This is a genomic window from Mesorhizobium sp. AA23, assembly GCF_001672435.1.
In the GTDB taxonomy this organism is placed as follows: Bacteria; Pseudomonadota; Alphaproteobacteria; order Rhizobiales; family Rhizobiaceae; genus Mesorhizobium.
Window position 1 is genome coordinate 259,782 of the sequence record NZ_LYTP01000001.1, and the last position, 17,607, is coordinate 277,388.

Sequence of the window (17,607 nt, forward strand, 5' to 3'; positions counted from 1 at the left end):
CCGAGCGCGCTCTAGGCGACCCCGCCCCTGTTCCACCCACGCCCGCGATCGCCGAACATCGCATAGCCTGTGTCGGTCACCGCCACGGTATCCTCGAGCTTGATGAAGCCGCGCGTCGGGTGGAGCATGGTGGTCTCGACCGAAAGCACCATGTTCTTTTCCAGCGGCTTGGCCGCATAGGTGCCTTCATAGGTGACCGGATGGTTGGTCATCAAAAACGGCGCTTCATGCGTGATCAGCCCCATACCGTGGGCGAAGAAATCCGTGAAGGCCGCGACCTTGGAGGCTTTCAGCACGCTCTCGGCATGCGCGATCATGTCGCCGCCGAGCGTGCCGGCTTTGACCTTGGAGAACGCGGCCTGCTGAACCGACTCGACTTCGGACAGCAGATCCTCGAGCTCGGCATCCGGCTCGCCAAGAATACCCATGCGGCAGAGGTCGCCGATATAGCCGTGATAGTTGCCGCCGGAATCGATCGACAGCACCTCGCCCTGCTTCCACGCCTGGCTCGACGCAGCACGGTTGTGGCTGGCACCCAGTGTCAGCAGACAATATTCGAAATGCGCGCCGCGATTGGTCTCCTCGCGCCGTAACTGCTCGATGATGTCGGTCTTGGTCGTGCCCTCGCGCGCCCAGGCGATGGTCGCCAGCATCGAATCGGTGATTAGTTCCGAGGCGGTGCGCAGCTTCTCCAGTTCGGCCTCGGTCTTGATGGCGCGCATGCGCGCCAGCATGCCGGTGGCATCGATCAGCTTCGCGTCCGGCAGTGCCTTGCGGATCAGCGAGTAAGCGTCCGACGGCAGGAAAGCAGGCTCGATGCCTATGCGAGCAGCTTGCTTGCCGATCTTCTGCAGATGCTCGACGGCAAGGTTGGCGGCGTCGAGCGTGCCCCAGCAGGCCGCATGCAATGTCGGTGTCCAGAACGGATGGTTCTCGTGCTCGCCGCCTTCCATCTTGTTGCCGATATAGGCCGCATGCTCCGGCCCGCCTTTTTCATAGAGGACGATCGGCAGGTAGCGGCTATGGCCGATGGCGTCCATCGCCGCGAAAAAGATGAACTTGTAGCCGCCCAGCAGATATTGCGTGTTGTGCTTGGAGGTGGCGAAAAGCACATCGATGCCGGCCTCCTCCATCAGCCGGTCCACCCGAGCCTGGTCGAACGGGATGCCGCTGGCCTCGGTTTTGCCCGGAGCGATGTTCATCTTTCCCTCCCTGATTTCCTCGGCCGCTCAAGCAGTCAAACATGATGAAACTGCCGTTTGCGACCAAATCTGCACCATCTTGACCGTTTTGGTCCAGCCAGAATTGACAGCATCCGGCTGATCCCGCCCTCTCCTACTTGGCTTGAGGCCGCGTACGGCTTATTCTGGTCCTACCAGATAGTCGCGACCGCAGACCGAATATAACTGGTCCAGCGGACGAAAATTTCAGAGCCAAGCCAGCATGCGCCAAATCCGTCTCTGGCGAAACCTTTGCCAAGGGCCATAATCCCGCTGATTTTGAGGTTGCCCGCGCCGGTCGCGGGTGAAGAGGGGAGCTTGAGGATGTCCGGATTGCCGATTTCACGCCGCGGCCTGCTGGCTGGCTCGGCACTGCTTCTGGCCTCGACCGCGTTGCCGGCCATCGGCCGGGCGCAGACGCCGAAGAAGGGCGGCAGGTTGATCGTGGCCGCCGACTCCGAGCCGCGCAACCTCAATCCGGCTATTGTCGCTTCCAACGGCGTCTTCTTCATCTCCAGCAAGGTGGTCGAGACGCTGGCCGAGGCCTCCTTCGACGGCAAGGACGGGCTTCAGCCGCGCCTTGCGCTTTCCTGGGAAGGCTCGGCCGACGGCCGGTCGGTGACCTTCAAGTTGCGCGACGGCGTCAAATGGCATGACGGCAAGCCCTTCACCTCCGCCGACGTCGCCTTCTCCGCGCTGCAGGTCTGGAAGCCTCTGCAGAATCTCGGCCGCACGGTGTTCAAGGACCTTGAAGCCGTCGACACGCCCGACAAGCTGACGGCCGTGTTCAAATTCGCCAAGCCGACGCCGTTCCAGCTGATCCGCAACGCGCTGCCGGCATTGAGCAGCGTCGTGCCGAAGCACGTCTATGAGGTGGGCAAGATCGAGGACAACCCGGCCAACAACGCTCCGGTCGGCACCGGCCCGTTCAAATTCGCCGAATACAAGGCCGGCCAGTACTATCGGCTTGCGCGGAACGATGCCTATTGGGACAAGGACGAGCCCTATCTCGACGAGATCGTCTACCAGGTGCTGCCCGACCGAACCTCTGCGGCTGCGGCGCTCGAGGCGGAAGAAATCCAGCTCGCCGCCTTCTCCGCCGTGCCGCTCGCCGACCTCGACCGCATCTCAAAGGTGCCGGGCCTGAAGGTCATCACCAAGGGCTATGAGGGGCTGACCTACCAGCTCGTCGTCGAGATCAACCATCGCCGCAAGGAACTGGCGGACCTGAAAGTGCGGCAGGCGATCGCGCATGCCATCGACAAGGATTTCGTCGTCAAGACAATTTTCCTCGGCTACGCCGCGACCGCAACCGGTCCGGTGCCGAAGAACGATCCGCAATTCTACACTGCTGACGTCCCGATCTACCCCTTCGACGTCGCCAAGGCCAACGAGCTGCTCGACGAGGCCGGCTACAAACGGGCCGACGACGGCAAGCGCTTTGCACTGAAGCTGCTGCCGGCGCCGTATTTCAATGAGACCAAGCAGTTCGGCGATTACCTGCGCCAGGCGCTGGCCCTAATCGGCATCGACGCCCAAATCGTCAACAACGACTCGGCCGCCCATATGAAAGCGGTCTATACCGACCACGCCTTCGACCTCGCCGTCGGCCCGCCGGTGTTCCGCGGCGACCCGGCGATCTCGACCACCATCCTGGTGCAGAGCGGCATCCCCGACGGCGTGCCCTTCTCCAACCAGGGCGGCTACAAGAACGCCGACCTGGATGCGCTGATCGCCAAAGCGTCAGAGACGCTCGACACATCCGCCCGCACCGAGCTCTACAAGGAATTCCAGAAAATGGTGGCGGCCGACCTGCCGCTGATCAACGTCGCCGAGTGGAGCTTCATTTCCGTCGCCCGCGACACTGTCGGCAACATCGCCAACAACCCGCGCTGGGCGGTATCGAACTGGGCGGACACCTTTTTGGCGGGTTGATCCGCACTTGCGGATTGCCTGCCTGGGTGCTGAGCTTTGAGAATGAGAGTTCCGTCGCGCCCCCCCTCTGTCCTGCCGGACGCGGCATCCAAGGGTTGGCCCTGATATGGCGTCGCCATGACCCGAGCCCTCACCCTCCTGCGCCGCCGTCTCGTCGGCAGCGTCTTCGTGCTGCTGATCGTCGTCATCGGCAGCTTCCTGCTGCTCGAAGCTGCCCCCGGCGACGCGGTCGACGCCTATATCGTCTCGACCGGCGGCGATGCCGGCATGATCGAATTGCTGCGCCACCGCTGGGGCCTCGACCAGTCGGAACTGACCCGGCTCGCCAACTATCTCTGGGCGCTCTTGCACCTCGACCTTGGCCAGTCCGTCACGTTCTCGCGGCCGATCCGCGACGTCATCCTCGAACGCCTGCCGACCACGCTCATCCTGATGGGCAGCGCAACCGCGCTCTCCTTCGGCCTCGGCTCGGCGCTCGGCATCTATGCCGGCGCGCGTCCCGGAAGCTTTCGCGACCGCTTCCTGTCGATCGGCTCGCTGGCGCTCTACGCCGTGCCGGGGTTCTGGCTCGGCCTTGTGCTGATCGTCGTCTTTGCCGTCGACCTGCGCTGGCTGCCGATCGGCGGCATCGAGACCATCGCATCGGCCAAGACCGGGGTGGCGCGGGCCGGCGACATCGCCACCCATCTTGTGCTGCCGGTCTCGGCGCTCGGCTTCATCTATCTCGCGCTCTATCTGCGCATGATGCGCGCCGGCATGGCGGAAGCCTGGCGGCAGGATTTCGTGCTTGCCGCCCGTGCCAGGGGCTTGCCGCGCCGGCGCATCGTGCTTGCGCATGTCGCCCGCAACGCGCTGCTGCCGCTGGTCACCATGCTCGGCTTGCAATCGGCGCAGATGCTGGGCGGCAGCGTTGTCATCGAAAGCGTCTTTGCCGTCCCCGGCCTCGGCCGGCTGGCGCAGGAAGCCGTCGCCGGACGCGACACGCCGCTGCTGCTCGGCATCATTTTGGTGAGCGCCGTGCTCGTTATCGTCATCAACCTCCTGGTCGATCTCGCCTACGCCTTCCTCGATCCGCGCGTCGGTGCCGGCGAGGCGGTCGCATGAAGAGGCTGCATCGCTTTTTCCAGACGCCGGAAGCGATCGCCGGCGCACTCATCCTCGCCTTGCTCGTCGCGATCGCGCTGGCAGCGCCGCTGCTCTTTCCGGGCGACCCGCAAGCGATCGCCGGCCCGGCCTTGCTGCCGCCGTTGCAAAATTGGTCGCTGCCGCTCGGCACCGACCGGCTCGGCCGCGACGTGCTGGCCGAACTTTTCCACGGCGCGCGCACCTCGCTGGCGGTTGGACTAGCGGCGGCCGCAGCTGCGCTTCTGGTCGGCGCGGTGGTGGGCACGCTGGCCGGTTTCGCCGGCGGCTTGATCGACGAGGTGCTGATGCGCATCACCGACGCCTTCCAGACCGTGCCGAGTTTTTTGCTGGCGCTGGCGTTCGTCAGCATCGTCGGCCCCTCGCTTGGTGCGGTGATCGCGGCCATCGCGCTCGGCGCCTGGACCGGGCCGGCGCGGGTGGCGCGCGCGGAAGTGCTGTCGATCCGCGAGCGTGACTATGTCGCCGGCGCTCGCGTCATCGGCATGCATCCGCTCGAGATTGCCTTTCGCGAGGTGCTGCCCAATGCGCTGCCGCCGGTGCTGGCGCTTTCCTCGGTGATCGTCGCGGCCGCCATCCTCACCGAAGCAGCGCTTTCCTTCCTCGGCCTCGGTGATCCCAACCGCGTCACCTGGGGCGGCATGATCGCCGAAGGCCGCACTGTCTTGCGCACCGCGCCTTTTCTGTCGATCGTTCCCGGTATCGCGCTGGTGCTGACCGTTCTCGGCGTTTACCTCGCCGGCGAGGGCGTGGTGGAAAGCACCGCGGTACGCAGGAGCCTGTCGTGACTGCGCTGCTTTCGATCCGCGATCTGACCGTGCGATATCGGCGCGACGGCGTCGAGGTAACGGCGCTGAAGGGCATCAGCCTTGATGTGGAAGCCGGGGAACGCCTTGCGATCATCGGTGAGAGCGGCTCGGGCAAGAGCACGCTGGCGCTGGCGGTTGCGGGATTGTTGGCGGAAGCGGCCGAGGTTGGAGGTTCGATCGAGTGGCAGAAACCTCGATCGTCTCATTCCCTCACACCCCCCTCCGTCCAGTCGTCCGGCGGGATAGAGGGGGGTGCGCAGGATCGCCAGCCTCCGCATTTTCAGCCCATTGGTGGCCGCGACATCGGCTTCGTCTTCCAGGACCCCTCCTTCAGCCTCGACCCGGTGATGCCGGTCGGCAAGCAAATCGCCGAGGTCGCACGCACGCATCTCAACCTCAACTGGCGCGAGGCCTATGCCAAAGCCAAAACCCTGCTCGAGCGCGTCCGCCTGCCCGACTCCGAAGCCATCTTGCGCGCCTATCCGCACCAGCTGTCCGGCGGCCAGAAGCAGCGCGTTGCAATCGCAGCGGCCATCGCCGCCGCCCCGAAACTGCTGATTGCCGACGAGGCGACCAGCGCGCTCGACACCATCGTCCAGGCCGAGATCGTTTCCCTGATCCGCGGGTTGGTCAACGAGGACGGCCTGACGCTCGCCTTCATCAGCCACGACATCGCGCTCGCCGCCACGCTCGCCGAACGCATCGCGGTGCTGCGTCATGGCGAGTTGGTCGAATTGGGCGACACGGACCAGATCCTTAACGCGCCGCGCCATGCCTATACCCGCACGCTGCTCGATGCCCATCTCGGTCTCGACGCCAGGCCGCTTCTTGACCGGCAAGGCGCCCCGGCATGACCGTGCTCGCCGTCTCCAATCTTTCCAAGCGCTATCGCCGCGGCGGCAAACCCTTTGCGGCCGTCGACGATGTCTCGTTTGAGATCGGCCCGGCTGAAACGCTGGCCCTCGCCGGTCCGTCCGGCAGTGGCAAGTCGACCGTTGCGCGGCTGGTGCTGCGCCTGCTCGAGCCCGACGCCGGGCGCATCCAATTCGAGGGCACAGACTTCCTTAACTTGTCGGGCGCCGCGTTGCGCGCCCGCCGTGCCCGCCTCCAGATGGTCTTCCAGGATCCGCTCGCCGCCTTTAACCAGCGCTCCACCGTGGCGCGTGCGCTGGACGACCCGTTGCGCATCCACGGCATCGCCTCGCGCTCGGAGCGCCCGCGCCGCATCGCAGCCCTCCTGGAGCGGGTCGGCCTCGATGCCGGCCTTGCCGCGCGCGCGATCCACGAGATTTCCGGCGGCCAGCGCCAGCGGGTAGCGATCGCCCGCGCCATCGCCACCCGACCGTCGCTGATCGTCCTCGACGAGGCGGTCTCGGCGCTCGACGTTTCGGTGCGCGGACAGATCCTGGAATTGCTGCTCGACCTGCAAAGACAGGAACGGATCGCCTATCTCTTCATTTCGCATGATCTCGGCGTAATCCGCGCCCTCGCGCATCGCATCGTTCTCCTCGATGCCGGCCGGGTCGCCGAGAGCGGCGACGCCCGCACCGTCATCGCCAGCCCGCAATCGGCGGTCGGCAAGGCGCTGGTGGCGGCAACCCCGAGGCTGAATAGGATCAAAACACCATGACCGACTCCGACGCAGCCATTGCCGAAAAACTGTCGCGCGAGCTCGACTCCGCCTTTCGCTACCGGGGCGATCTCTATCGCCTCTTCCTCGATGAGTTGACCGCCGAGCTTGGCGCCGAGAAGGCCGAAGCATTAATGATCCGCACCATCGAAAAGCGAGGCCGGGAAGTTGCAGCGGCCGCTTTCGCCGGTTTCGGCCCCAATGATGCGCTGGCGATCGGCGAGGCGTTCCTTTCCGTCAGCCCGGATGGCGGGCGCATGTATCCGATCGACGTCGAGCGCAGGCCGGACCGCATCGCTTTCAAGGTGAAGCGCTGCCCGCTGAAGGATGCCTGGATCGAGGCCGGCGTCGGCGAGGAAAAGCTTGCCACGCTCTGCCGCATCGCCGGCGCCTTCGACCGCGGACTGTTCGAAGCAACCGGCGTGCGCTTCGCCAACGTGACCTGGACGCCGGGCCACGGCTCCGGCTGCTGCCACATCGCGCTGACCAACCGCGACACCTAGCGAGCCGACGATTTGACTTTCGGCCGAAGACGTGCAGTTCCGCGCCGGATTCGTCGCTGGCACCGACGGGAAAGTCGGCGCTCAACGCCTGAGTCGATCGCGCATCGCATACCACAGCATGCCGAGCACATAGAGCGGCCCGCGCAGCGCCGTGCCGCCGGGGAACGGCAGCGGCGTCAGCGTCGAGAACAGGTCGAGCCGCGAGGCGTCGCCGGTGATCGCTTCCGCGAGCAGCTTGCCCGACAGCGTCGACAGGATGACGCCCTTGCCGGAATAGCCATGCGCGAAATAGACCTCGCCATAATGCCCGACATGCGGCAGGCGCGACGTCGTCACAGACACGAGCCCGCCCCAGGCATGGTCGATCCGGCACCCCCTAAGCTGCGGAAAGGTCTTTTCCATATGCGGCCGCACGAAGCCGGCAATGTCGGCCGGCGGCGAAGGCGTATAGCGCTCGCCGCCGCCGAACAGCAGGCGGCCATCCGCGGACATGCGGTAGTAATTGACCACGAAAAGCGTGTCCGAAACCGCAGCGTTGGACGGGATGACGTTGCGCGCGCCCAACGGCTCGGTGGCGACGATGTAGTTGCCGATCGGCATGATGCGGCTGTTGACGCGCGGCTCGAGCCCGTTGAGCAGCGCATCGCCGGCCAGCACCACATGCCTGGCACGGACCGAGCCCTTGTCGGTGAACACCCGGATAAAGGGTTCGCGCTCCAGCCGGACGGCGACCGAGTTCTCGTGGATGGTGACGCCAGCGGCAGAAGCGGCCCCGGCGAGCCCCAGCGTGTAGTTCAGCGGATGCATGTGGCCGCCGAGCGTCTCGAAGGATGCACCGAGATAAGGCGTATCGACCATGCGCCGCGCCTCCGCCGCCGACAGGATCTCGACATGCGGGAAGTCCATCACCTTGGCGAGGCACTCGGCCTCCTCCTCGAATTCGCGCATGTCGGAGCCGTTGACCGCGCCGACCAGATGGCCGGTCAGCCGCAAGTCGCACTCGATGCCGTGGCGCTCGATAATGTCGAGCACCAAGCCTCGCGCCTCGAAGGCGAGGTCGAACAGCGCCTTCGCCCGCTCCGGCCCGAACGCTCTGACCAGCTCCTTGGCGCCCTTGCGCAGACCGGGGATTATCTGGCCGCCATTGCGCCCAGAGGCACCCCAGCCGATCTTGCCGCCTTCGAGCAGCACCACTTTAAGGCCGCGTTCGGCCGCATGGAGCGCCGCCGAAAGCCCGGTGCAGCCGCCACCGACGACCACCAGGTCGGCTTCTGCATCGCCGGTAAGCGCCGGATGGTCCGGCGCCGGATTGGCAGTCGCCACATAATAGGATTTGCCGATATCAAGACCGGAATTGAAACCCGTCGAAGCCATGGTCACACTTTGAGCAGCAGATGGTCGCGTTCCCACGACGTCACCACGGTCTGGAACAGGTCGAGCTCTACGCTTTTCACGCGCAGATAGGTTTGGCAGAAATCCTCCCCGAGCAGCACCCGCACCGGCTCGCAGGCGGCGAAACGGTCGAGCGCTTCCTCCATGGTCTTGGGCAGCGTGCTCTGGCTGCGATAGGCGTTGCCCAAGGCCTCCGGCGAGCGGGCCAGCTTCTCCTCGACGCCGAGATATCCGGCGAGGAGCGAGCCGGCCATGGCGAGGTAGGGATTGGCGTCGGCGCCGGGCAGCCGGTTCTCCACCCGCCGCGCGGCGCGCCCGCCCATTGGCACCCGCAAGCCGCAGGAGCGGTTATCATGCGACCATTCAATATTGGCCGGCGCGCTGTGGCCCGGCCGGATGCGGCGATACGAGTTCACGTTCGGTGCAAACAGCGGCATGATTTCAGGCACGTATTTCTGCAGGCCCCCGATGAAGTGCGCGAACATTTCTGTGTCCTCGCCGTCTTTGCCGGCAAACAGGGGCTCGCCGCGCTCGTCGAGGATGGACATGTGAAGATGCATCGAGCTGCCGGCCTGCGTCGCGATCGGCTTCGCCATGAAGGTGGCGTGCATACCGCTCGCCTGCGCCGCCTGCCTGGCCATGCGCTTGAACAACAGCACCTTGTCGGCCAGCGCCAGCGGGTCGCCATGGAGGAAGTTGATCTCGAGCTGCGCCGTGCCGGATTCGTGGATCAGCGTGTCGAGGGGCAGGCCGGCGGCCGCGGCGTGGTCATAAAGGTGACGCGTCACCGCTTCGAACTCCTCCAGCGCCTGCATGTCATAGGGATGCTGCACGCTTTCCGGCCGTCCGTTGCGCCCGACTGGCGCGGTCAGCGGCCGATCCGGATCGGGATTTGGCGCCGTGAGGTAGAATTCGAGCTCCGGCGCCATCACGGCGTGCCAGCCGCGCCGGCGGTAAAGATCGAGCACGGCCCTCAGCACATGGCGCGGCGAAGCCATCCACGGCCGGCCGTCCATGTGAAACGTATCGGCAAAGACATAGGCCTTGCCGGCTCCGCCGCCCGACGCAACGCTGAGCGTCGACAGGTCGGGCACCATGCGCATGTCGGGGTCCTGATAGGCGAACCCTTCATCGATGGAGCCGGAATAGCGGCCGTCCATCGCGACCAGGAAAGCGCTGCTGGGCAGGTAGAGCGCACGGTCCTCGAGCGACTTCAGGAACTTGGCCGCCGGCAAGGCCTTGCCGCGCAGCACACCGTTGACATCGGGCACGAGGCACTCGACCTCGCTTATTCCATGCGTGGTCAGCCAGCTTTGCGGATCGGTGCTGGGAAATGAGGAATTCAGTTTGTCAGGCATCAGTCATGTCCGTACGAAGGAGAAATCGCTTCGGCGGGCACGTCCGTTTCGGTTTGAGCGCTGAGTAAGCTACGTGATCTGAACGACGGACGCCCGCCTGATGGCCGGCCAACAGGCCGGATCGAGCGCTCCGCATACCCCCTCGGTCCAGCCGTCGCGAACGACGTGGGAACCGACCTTGGTCTCCTCCGCGCGTTGCAGATTCTCGTGCCGGCAACAGCGCATGACTAGTGATGCCCCGCCGAAAGACGGTTTCTTGCGGCCGAAATTGAAAACAGCCGAGAGCCGGAGCGTCTTTTTGCCATTTGCGCGGCAAACCTCTTCAAGGAACCTGGCCTATGGTTTGACCGATCGTTGCTTCCGGCGCAAGCCCGCCCGCTGGGGCCGCTCCGCGCGTTGCCCGCCCGAAGGAACTCGCTGCCGGTTTTGATGTTCCCACTGAGCACGCCACCGGCGCACAGCGCGGCCGACGGAATTCAGCACGATCAGGAGCGATGGGATGGAAGGCAGGATCGAAACGGGGGCATGTTTTTGCGGGGCGATCGCGGCCGAGATGCAGGGCGATCCGTTCTGGACCTGCTTCGACCATGATGACGACTGCCGCCGGGCGATCGGAAGCCCGCTGACCATCTGGATCGGTTACCGGCCGGACCAGATCCGCTTGACCCGCGGCCAGCCCAGGGAATTCTCGAAGACCCGGGGCATCGTCCGCAGCTTCTGCGAGAAATGTGGCACCTCGATCGCCTATCGCGACGAGGGACTGAACGACGAGCTTTATGTCACGATCGGCTTCTTGGACCATCCGGAGCGGTTTCGGCCACAAGCCCACGCCTATTGGCGGCTGCGTCTGCCCTGGCTGGAATTCTCCGACGATCTGCCGCGTATCGACACCTACTCGCGACGTCGCGATCCGGCATTCGGAAATCCAGTCGACCGGTAGATCGCTCGCCAAGCGCGCCTCAGCCGATGCTTTCCCCGCCGTCGACGACCAGCGCCTGGCCGGTCATGAAGGACGAGCGGTCGGAGACCAGGAACAGGATTGCTTCGGCGATTTCCTGCGCGCTCGCCCAGCGCCCCATCGGGATCTTGGTCCGGACATAGTTTTCGATCGCGTTGCGTCCGCCCATCTGGGTGATGAACGGCTCGTTGAACGGCGTGTCGACCCAGCCCGGACAGAGCGCGTTGATGCGCACATTGTGCTTGGCGTAGTCGAGCGACATCTGCCTGGTCATCGCCACCACCGCATGTTTGGACGTGGCATAGGCGATCATCTCGCGATCGTAGAAGACGCCGGAATTGGACGCAGTGTTGAGGATGACCCCGCCGCCCTGCGCGATCATTGCCGGCATGACGGTCTTCGCCGCGAGGAACTGCGCCCGCACATTGATCCGCCACGACGCGTCCATGCCGTCGGTGCTGACTTCCGTCAGCGTGCCGCCGACCTGGATGCCGGCATGGCTGTGCAGGATATTGATCCGGCCGTGCTTGCCGAGCGTTCCCGCTATGAGGTCCTCGACCGCCGTGTCGTTGCCGACATCAGTCGCAACCGCTTCGGCGCGGCCGCCGGCTTCGCGGATGGCGGCCGCCGTGGCCTCGCCTGCCGCCGGATCCCGGTCGGCGATCACCACGACAGCCCCTTCCCGCGCCATGATCATGGCGCCGGCGCGCCCGATGCCCGACCCGGCGCCCGTCACCACGGCGATGCGATCTTTCAAAATCATGGATCTGTCTTTCACGGCGATGGTTTTCGTCGGCCGAGCTGCCATTGCGCGAGCAGGACGAGCAGCACCGAGGCGGCGAGCACGATCGTCGCGATGGCGTTGATCTCCGGCGTCACCCCGCGTCGGATCGAGGCAAAGACATAGATCGGCAAGGTCGTCTGCGCGCCGGCGACGAAGAAGGCGATGATGAAGTCGTCGAAGGAGAAGGTGAAGGCGAGCAGGAAGCCGGCAATCACAGCCGGCATGATCTGCGGCAGCACGATCGAGCGGAACGTCGTCAGCGGTGTTGCATAGAGATCGCTCGAGGCCTCGACCAGGTTGCGGTCGAGGCTGCTGAGCCGCGTGCCGACGATCATCGTCACCAGCGCCATCGAGAACAGGCCGTGCGCGGCGATGATCGAGCCGTAGCCGAGCGCCAGGCGCGGCGGCTGGTCGGTCGGCCAAACCGAAGCGAGGAACGGGTTAACGACGGCGAAGAGCTGCACCAGGGCCACCAGCGTCGAGATGCCGATGACGACGCCCGGCACAACGATCGCGGCACCCAGCAACGCGTCGAACATGCCCCTTGTCCGCGCGCCGACACGCTGCAGCCCGAGCGCCGCGGCCGTGCCGCAGAAGGCCGCGAGCAGCGCGCTGGTGGTGGCGATGAACAGGCTGTTCTTCAGCGCCTCGACAAGGAACGGGTTTGACAGCGCCTTGCCGTACCATTGCTCGGAGAAGCCGGTGAACTCGCTGGCGTGGTGGCCCGCATTGAACGAGAACAGCACGACCAGCGCGATCGGCAGATAGAGGAAAGCAAAGACGGCAACGACGAAGGCGCGCATCAGATCAGGTCCACGCGGCGGGCGCCCGAAAGCCGAGTCGAGAGGCGGTTGGCGATGATCAGCACCACGACCGAGACCAGCACCAGCGTGATGGCAATCGCCGATCCGAACGGCCAGTTGCGTGACTGCAAGAAGAGGTCGACCAAGGCGTTGCCGATGAAGAACACCTTGCCGCCGCCAAGCAGCGTCGGGATCAGATACTCGCCGAGCAGCAGGATCATCACCAGCGAGAAGCCGGTCATCACGCCCGGCAGCGACAGCCGGAGCGTAACGCCGAGGAAGGTCGATAGCGGCGTAGCACCCAGATCGGCGGACGCCTCGAGCAGCCGCCGGTCGAGCCGTTCGAGGCTGACATAAATCGGCAGGATCATCAGCGGAAGATAGCCATAGACGATGCCGAGCAGCACGGCGCCGGGCGTGTTGATCAGCCTGAGATCCTCGATGCCTATATAGGCGAGCAGGGCGGGAATGCCGCGCCCGCCAAGGATGTACATCCAGGCATAGGTGCGCATCAGAAGGCTGGTCCAGAACGGGATGACGATCAGCGCGAGCAGGATCAGCCGCCAGCGCTGCGGCGCGCGCAGCGCCAGGTAATAGGCGACGGGATAGGCAACGAGGAGGCAGGCCAGCGCGCCGACCGGCGCCAGCACCATCGTGTTCCAGAAGGCGGTCGCCCGAGCCGGCAGGTTGGCATATTGAGCGAAGGTGAACGCTGCCTGGTAGCCGCCCTCGGGTGCCCGCTCCCCGACGCTGAAGACGGCGATGGCGACGAACGGCAAGACGAGGAACACGACGAGCCACAGCGTCGCCGGAGCGAGCAGCACGGCCGTCAAGAGATTTTTGCGAAGGAGACTGCCGCGCATTGAAAAAGCCGCTTCGGCGCCGGCGGGCCTCTGCCCGCCGGCGGTAAGAACTTGACCGGAGTTGGTGCCCTGATTCACGCGGCCTTGAAGCGCGCCATCAGCTCGGCGCGGCCCGGATCGGTGAGCGTCGCGGCGGCGCCGAACTCGAGCGGCTTCAGAAGCTCGGCGGCCGGATAGAGGATCGGGTTCTCGAGCACCTCCTTCGGCAGCAGCGCATTGACCCGCGCGTCGGTCGAAGGCGCGCCATTGGCCAGATGCTCCTTGACGGCGACCTTCGGGTTCATCAGGTAGTTGAGCAGCGCATAGCCGGCCGGCTTGTTCGGCGCGTCCTTCGGGATGGCGTAGAAGTCGGTCCAGATCTCGCCGCCCTCCTTGCCGAGCACATAGGCGATTTCTGAAATATCACGATGAAGCTGCGCGCCGTCATTGGTCCAGCACATCGTCATCCAGGCGTCGCCCGAGCGCATCGACGGCTGATAGTCGCTCGACACCGCGAAGAGATGCGGCTTGACTTTGAGCAGCAGTTCCTCGGCCTTGGCGAGCTCGTCCTGCTTCAGCGAGTTGAACGAGTAGCCGTGATATTTCAGCGCATTGCCGATCGTGGTCAGCTGGTAGTCATGCACCATGGTGCGGCCGTCGCCTTCCGCCATGGCCGTGTCCCAGAATTCCTTCCAGCTCGACATCGGCTTGGCGAGCTTCTTGGTGTTGACGGCAAAGCCGGTCGTGCCCCAGTTCTTCGGCACGGCGTAGATCGTGCCGTCGATCGTGCCTTCCGCGGTGAAGCGGGCATCTTCCTTGCTGCCGTCGAAATTGCCGAGCTTGGCCATGTCCAGCGGCTCGATGATGCCGAGCCTCTTATAGGTCGAGATGGTGTAGTTGGTCGGCACGAACAGGCTCCAGCCCGAGCCGCCGGCCTGCAGCTTGGCCAGCATCTCTTCGTTCGAACCGAAGACGTTGACCTCGACGGCCACGCCCGTCTCGGCCTTGAAGTTCTCGAAGGTCTGCGGGTCGTGATAGTTCGGCCAGGTGGCGATCGACATGCGGTCGCCGAGGTTCTCGGCAGCGAAGGCCGGTGTCGGCATGATGCCGAGCTCGCGCGCCATCACCGCGGTCGCGACACCGAGGCCGGTGAGGCCAAGGAAGTCGCGCCGGCTGATCGAGCCGCGCTTCAGGCGCATCAATTGGTCGACGAATTTTTCGGGGCTTATCGGCAGTCCGTCACGATAGGATTTTGACATGTTGGTCTTCCCTCTGGTTGGTCCCGTTGTTCTTAGGTTGCGGAAACGCCAGCGGCGCTCCGGCGGCGAAGCCGATGGCGACGGGTTCGCCCGGCTTGAAAAGGTTGCCCCGGCCAGTCACGTGATCGGCCTTGGTAAGCAATGATCCAATGCCCTGCACTTCGATCGCGTATTCCGCGGTCGAGCCAAGAAAGATGCGGTTACGGACAATGCCCTTGAGGCCGCCGCCTCCGGGCGCCGAGAGGCTGAGCGATTCCGGCCGAAGGCTGACGGATACGGCCTCGCCCCGGCTGAGCGGTACCCGCTTGCGCGCCGAAATCACCGTGCCGTCGGCGAGCGCCACGTCGACGAGGTCGCCGGAGAGCCCGGCCACCTTGCCGCTGAGCAGATTCGTCTTGCCGACGAAATCGGCGACGAACAGATCGGCCGGCTCGTCATAGATCTCGCTCGGCTGGCCGATTTGCACCACGCGGCCGCCATTCATGACGCACACGAAGTCGCTCATCGACAGCGCCTCCTCCTGGTCGTGGGTGACCAGAACGAAGGTGATGCCGATTTCGCGCTGCAGGTTCTGCAGCTCGATCTGCATGTCTGTGCGCAGCTTCTTGTCGAGCGCCGCCAGCGGCTCGTCGAGCAGCAGCACCGCAGGCTTGTTGACCAGCGCCCGGGCGAGCGCGACGCGCTGCTGCTGGCCGCCGGAAAGCTCGTGAATCTTGCGGCGTCCGTAGCCCGCAAGCTGCACCATGGCCAACGCCTCGCCTGCCTTCAGGCTGATCTCGCGCGATGACAGACGCGGCCTTGCCTGGCGCAGTCCGTAGGAGATGTTCTCCTCGACATCGAGATGCGGAAACAGCGCGTACTGCTGGAACACCATGTTGACCGGACGCCGGTAAGGCGGCGTTCCGGCCATGTCGCGGCCGCGGATCAGCACCTGCCCGTCGCTCGGCTGCTCGAAGCCGCCGATCATACGCAGGCATGTCGTCTTGCCGCAGCCGGATGGTCCGAGCAGGGCGACGAAGGCCGCGGGCGGGATGGCAAGGTCGATGCCGCTGACCGCCGTGACGGCGCCGTAGCGCTTGGTGACCGCGCGAAACTCGATATCGGGCACTGCAGTCAAGCCACGGGCTCCAGCGACAGCGTGAGGCAATCTTTGCAAAGCTAGCAGAGCCAATGGCGCCTAGTATATACCTCACGGGTGGTATATTTAATTGATTTTAGCATTTCGAGGGGTATGAATTGAGCGCCTCCCGCAGCGACGACTACAACGCGCTCGGCGCCGTGATTGCCGCGGCGCGCGAGACCGGCGATCATTTCGGCAAGGCGATCGTCGGCTGGCTGCGCGGGCATGTCCGCTTCGATCACTGCGTCGTCTTCGGCTATCGGGGTGCTGCGCGGCCGCCGCTTCTGTTCGAGACCTTCTCGCCGGCCGAAAGCCACATCTTCGTCGCGCTCTATCAGGAAGGGCCCTATCTGCTCGACCCCTTCCATCACGCCGCGGTCGAGCGCAGGGAAGGCTTCTGGCGCATGCGCGAGTTGGCGCCGGACCGCTTCTATGCCAGCGAGTACTACCGCTCGTACTACAGCCAGACCCGGCTCGCCGAGGAGGTCGGCTTCTTCGTTCCGCTGGCCGGCAAGGATGCGCTGGTGCTGTCGCTGATGCGGCTGCGCGCCTCGGGGCCGTTCGGAACAGCCGACGCTAGGCTGTTGCGCGACATGGCTCCCGCGGTGGTCGGCTTCTGCCGACAGCGCTGGCCAGCCTTGCCTGTCGAAGAGACCACGGTTGCGCCGCCGGGCGAAGCCGCGGCGGTGACCAATGAGCTGGATCGCGCCCACATCTGGAAGAGCCTGTCGCTGACCTCGCGCGAGAAACAGGTCGTCGACCTGGTGCTCCAAGGTCACTCGACGGAATCGATCGCCAGGGCGCTCAGGATCGTCCCAGGGACCGTGAAGGTCCATCGCCGCAACATCTATCGCAAGCTCAAGATCAGGTCGCAGGCCGGCCTCTTCGCGCGCTTCGTCGAGATCATCGACGCGCGCATCGGATAGTGCGTCTCCAGCTAACTGGAACCGCTCCACGGCGCGCATGCCCAGGGGCGCCGTTCGGGTCAGGCAGGGAAGGCCGCCCCTGCCTCACTTGCGGCGCCGCGCGTTAACCGTCTATCGTGCGATCGAGGGCCGCCGGCCAAGTGTCGTGGTTGCAGACAGAGCGGCTAAACCAGATTTCAGGGACGGACGAAGTAGCGCATAGCCAATGGCCGACAAAACACAATTCGGACTGACTGCCCTCGACACAGTACCGCTGCATGAGAAAGTCTATCTGGAACTGGTGCGGGCGCTGATGTCGGGTCAGCTCCAGCCCGGCCAGAAGCTGACCTCGCGCAAGCTCGCCAAGGAGCTCGGCACCAGCGACATGCCTGTGCGCAGCGCCTTCATGCGGCTGCAGGCGCTCAGGGCGCTGAGCCCGATGCCGAACGGCAGCGTCGAGGTGCCGATGATTTCGGCGGACCGTTTCCAGCAGCTCACCGACGTGCGCACGGTCCTGGAAGGCACGGCCACTGAGCTCGCCACCGGCCTCATCAACGGCAACAACCTGCGCGCCATCCGCCGTCATTGCGCCGAACTCACCCAGGCCGCCCGCAGCGGCGACATCGACGACTACCTGCGCAAGAATCACGACTTCAAATTCTCGATATACCGCCACTGCGGCAACGAGCAGATGATCTTCCTCATCGAGACCGTGTGGATGCAGGTGGGCCCCTTCCTCCGCAACCTGCGCATCGGCTTCGAGGACGACCTCGCCGGCATTCTCGGCATCGACTATCATGAAGAGGTCGTGGCGGCGATCGAGGTCCAGGACGGCGAACGAGCCCGCGCGGCCATCGTGCGCGACATCGACGAGGGCGCGACGCACATTCTCAAACAGATCAAGTTTCCTGAATTGCGGCACTAATGCCAGCGTAGATCGAGGGAT

Annotated in this window: 17 protein-coding genes; 9 read left to right on the forward strand and 8 right to left on the reverse strand. The window is 65.0% G+C overall.

Annotated features, from left to right (window positions below; translation table 11 throughout):
• Positions 1-11: 11 nt before the first annotated feature.
• Positions 12-1,202: a Xaa-Pro peptidase family protein gene (locus tag A9K66_RS01220; RefSeq protein WP_067318997.1), complete on the reverse strand. Its 1,191-nt coding sequence runs from the start codon at positions 1,200-1,202 to the stop codon at positions 12-14.
• A 342-nt stretch (positions 1,203-1,544) separates the two neighbouring features.
• On the opposite strand from A9K66_RS01220, the gene A9K66_RS01225 reads away from it, so the two are divergent.
• The 6 genes from A9K66_RS01225 (at position 1,545) to A9K66_RS01250 (ending at position 7,240) form a co-directional block, all read left to right on the forward strand.
• Positions 1,545-3,155 (forward strand): ABC transporter substrate-binding protein, encoded by a 1,611-nt coding sequence (locus tag A9K66_RS01225; RefSeq protein WP_067318999.1) that lies wholly within the window; start codon positions 1,545-1,547, stop codon positions 3,153-3,155.
• A gap of 117 nt (positions 3,156-3,272) precedes the next feature.
• Positions 3,273-4,259: an ABC transporter permease gene (locus tag A9K66_RS01230; protein WP_067319001.1), complete on the forward strand. Its 987-nt coding sequence runs from the start codon at positions 3,273-3,275 to the stop codon at positions 4,257-4,259.
• Positions 4,256-5,086, forward strand: coding sequence for an ABC transporter permease (locus tag A9K66_RS01235; RefSeq protein ID WP_067319003.1), 831 nt, complete (start codon positions 4,256-4,258; stop codon positions 5,084-5,086). The genes A9K66_RS01230 and A9K66_RS01235 overlap by 4 nt, the downstream gene beginning before the upstream one ends.
• Positions 5,083-5,961, forward strand: coding sequence for an ABC transporter ATP-binding protein (locus tag A9K66_RS01240; RefSeq protein WP_067319005.1), 879 nt, complete (start codon positions 5,083-5,085; stop codon positions 5,959-5,961). Before A9K66_RS01235 ends, A9K66_RS01240 begins: the two co-directional genes overlap by 4 nt.
• Positions 5,958-6,737: an ATP-binding cassette domain-containing protein gene (locus A9K66_RS01245; RefSeq protein WP_067319007.1), complete on the forward strand. Its 780-nt coding sequence runs from the start codon at positions 5,958-5,960 to the stop codon at positions 6,735-6,737. The genes A9K66_RS01240 and A9K66_RS01245 overlap by 4 nt, the downstream gene beginning before the upstream one ends.
• Positions 6,734-7,240 (forward strand): L-2-amino-thiazoline-4-carboxylic acid hydrolase, encoded by a 507-nt coding sequence (locus tag A9K66_RS01250; RefSeq protein WP_067319009.1) that lies wholly within the window; start codon positions 6,734-6,736, stop codon positions 7,238-7,240. The genes A9K66_RS01245 and A9K66_RS01250 overlap by 4 nt, the downstream gene beginning before the upstream one ends.
• 81 nt (positions 7,241-7,321) lie before the next feature.
• Here A9K66_RS01250 and A9K66_RS01255 read toward each other — a convergent pair whose 3' ends face one another.
• Together A9K66_RS01255 and A9K66_RS01260 are read right to left on the reverse strand one after the other, a co-directional pair.
• Positions 7,322-8,614, reverse strand: coding sequence for an FAD-binding oxidoreductase (locus A9K66_RS01255; RefSeq protein WP_067319012.1), 1,293 nt, complete (start codon positions 8,612-8,614; stop codon positions 7,322-7,324).
• A gap of 2 nt (positions 8,615-8,616) precedes the next feature.
• Positions 8,617-9,990: a glutamine synthetase family protein gene (locus A9K66_RS01260; protein WP_067319015.1), complete on the reverse strand. Its 1,374-nt coding sequence runs from the start codon at positions 9,988-9,990 to the stop codon at positions 8,617-8,619.
• A gap of 499 nt (positions 9,991-10,489) precedes the next feature.
• Between A9K66_RS01260 and A9K66_RS01265 the strand changes: the two genes are divergently transcribed.
• Complete coding sequence (locus A9K66_RS01265; RefSeq protein ID WP_067319017.1) at positions 10,490-10,930, forward strand: GFA family protein; 441 nt, start codon at positions 10,490-10,492, stop codon at positions 10,928-10,930.
• Positions 10,931-10,949: 19 nt separating this feature from the next.
• On the opposite strand, the gene A9K66_RS01270 is transcribed toward A9K66_RS01265, so the two are convergent.
• From A9K66_RS01270 to A9K66_RS01290, 5 genes are all read right to left on the reverse strand, one after another.
• On the reverse strand, positions 10,950-11,711 hold the full coding sequence (locus A9K66_RS01270; protein ID WP_067319019.1) for a glucose 1-dehydrogenase: 762 nt from the start codon (positions 11,709-11,711) through the stop codon (positions 10,950-10,952).
• Between the two features lie 11 nt (positions 11,712-11,722).
• On the reverse strand, positions 11,723-12,535 hold the full coding sequence (locus A9K66_RS01275; RefSeq protein WP_067319021.1) for an ABC transporter permease: 813 nt from the start codon (positions 12,533-12,535) through the stop codon (positions 11,723-11,725).
• The gene (locus A9K66_RS01280) at positions 12,535-13,398 is read right to left on the reverse strand and encodes an ABC transporter permease (protein ID WP_067319023.1); all 864 of its coding nucleotides are present in this window, start codon (positions 13,396-13,398) and stop codon (positions 12,535-12,537) included. Before A9K66_RS01280 ends, A9K66_RS01275 begins: the two co-directional genes overlap by 1 nt.
• 74 nt (positions 13,399-13,472) lie before the next feature.
• Positions 13,473-14,636 (reverse strand): spermidine/putrescine ABC transporter substrate-binding protein, encoded by a 1,164-nt coding sequence (locus A9K66_RS01285; RefSeq protein WP_067319024.1) that lies wholly within the window; start codon positions 14,634-14,636, stop codon positions 13,473-13,475.
• Positions 14,617-15,753, reverse strand: coding sequence for an ABC transporter ATP-binding protein (locus A9K66_RS01290; protein ID WP_067319026.1), 1,137 nt, complete (start codon positions 15,751-15,753; stop codon positions 14,617-14,619). The genes A9K66_RS01285 and A9K66_RS01290 overlap by 20 nt, the downstream gene beginning before the upstream one ends.
• A 119-nt stretch (positions 15,754-15,872) precedes the next feature.
• Here A9K66_RS01290 and A9K66_RS01295 point away from each other — a divergent pair, with 119 nt between their 5' ends.
• Complete coding sequence (locus tag A9K66_RS01295; RefSeq protein ID WP_067319029.1) at positions 15,873-16,682, forward strand: helix-turn-helix transcriptional regulator; 810 nt, start codon at positions 15,873-15,875, stop codon at positions 16,680-16,682.
• A 205-nt stretch (positions 16,683-16,887) separates the two neighbouring features.
• Positions 16,888-17,586, forward strand: a complete 699-nt coding sequence (locus A9K66_RS01300) for a GntR family transcriptional regulator (protein WP_066990043.1) — start codon at positions 16,888-16,890, stop codon at positions 17,584-17,586.
• The last annotated feature ends 21 nt before the right edge of the window (positions 17,587-17,607 follow it).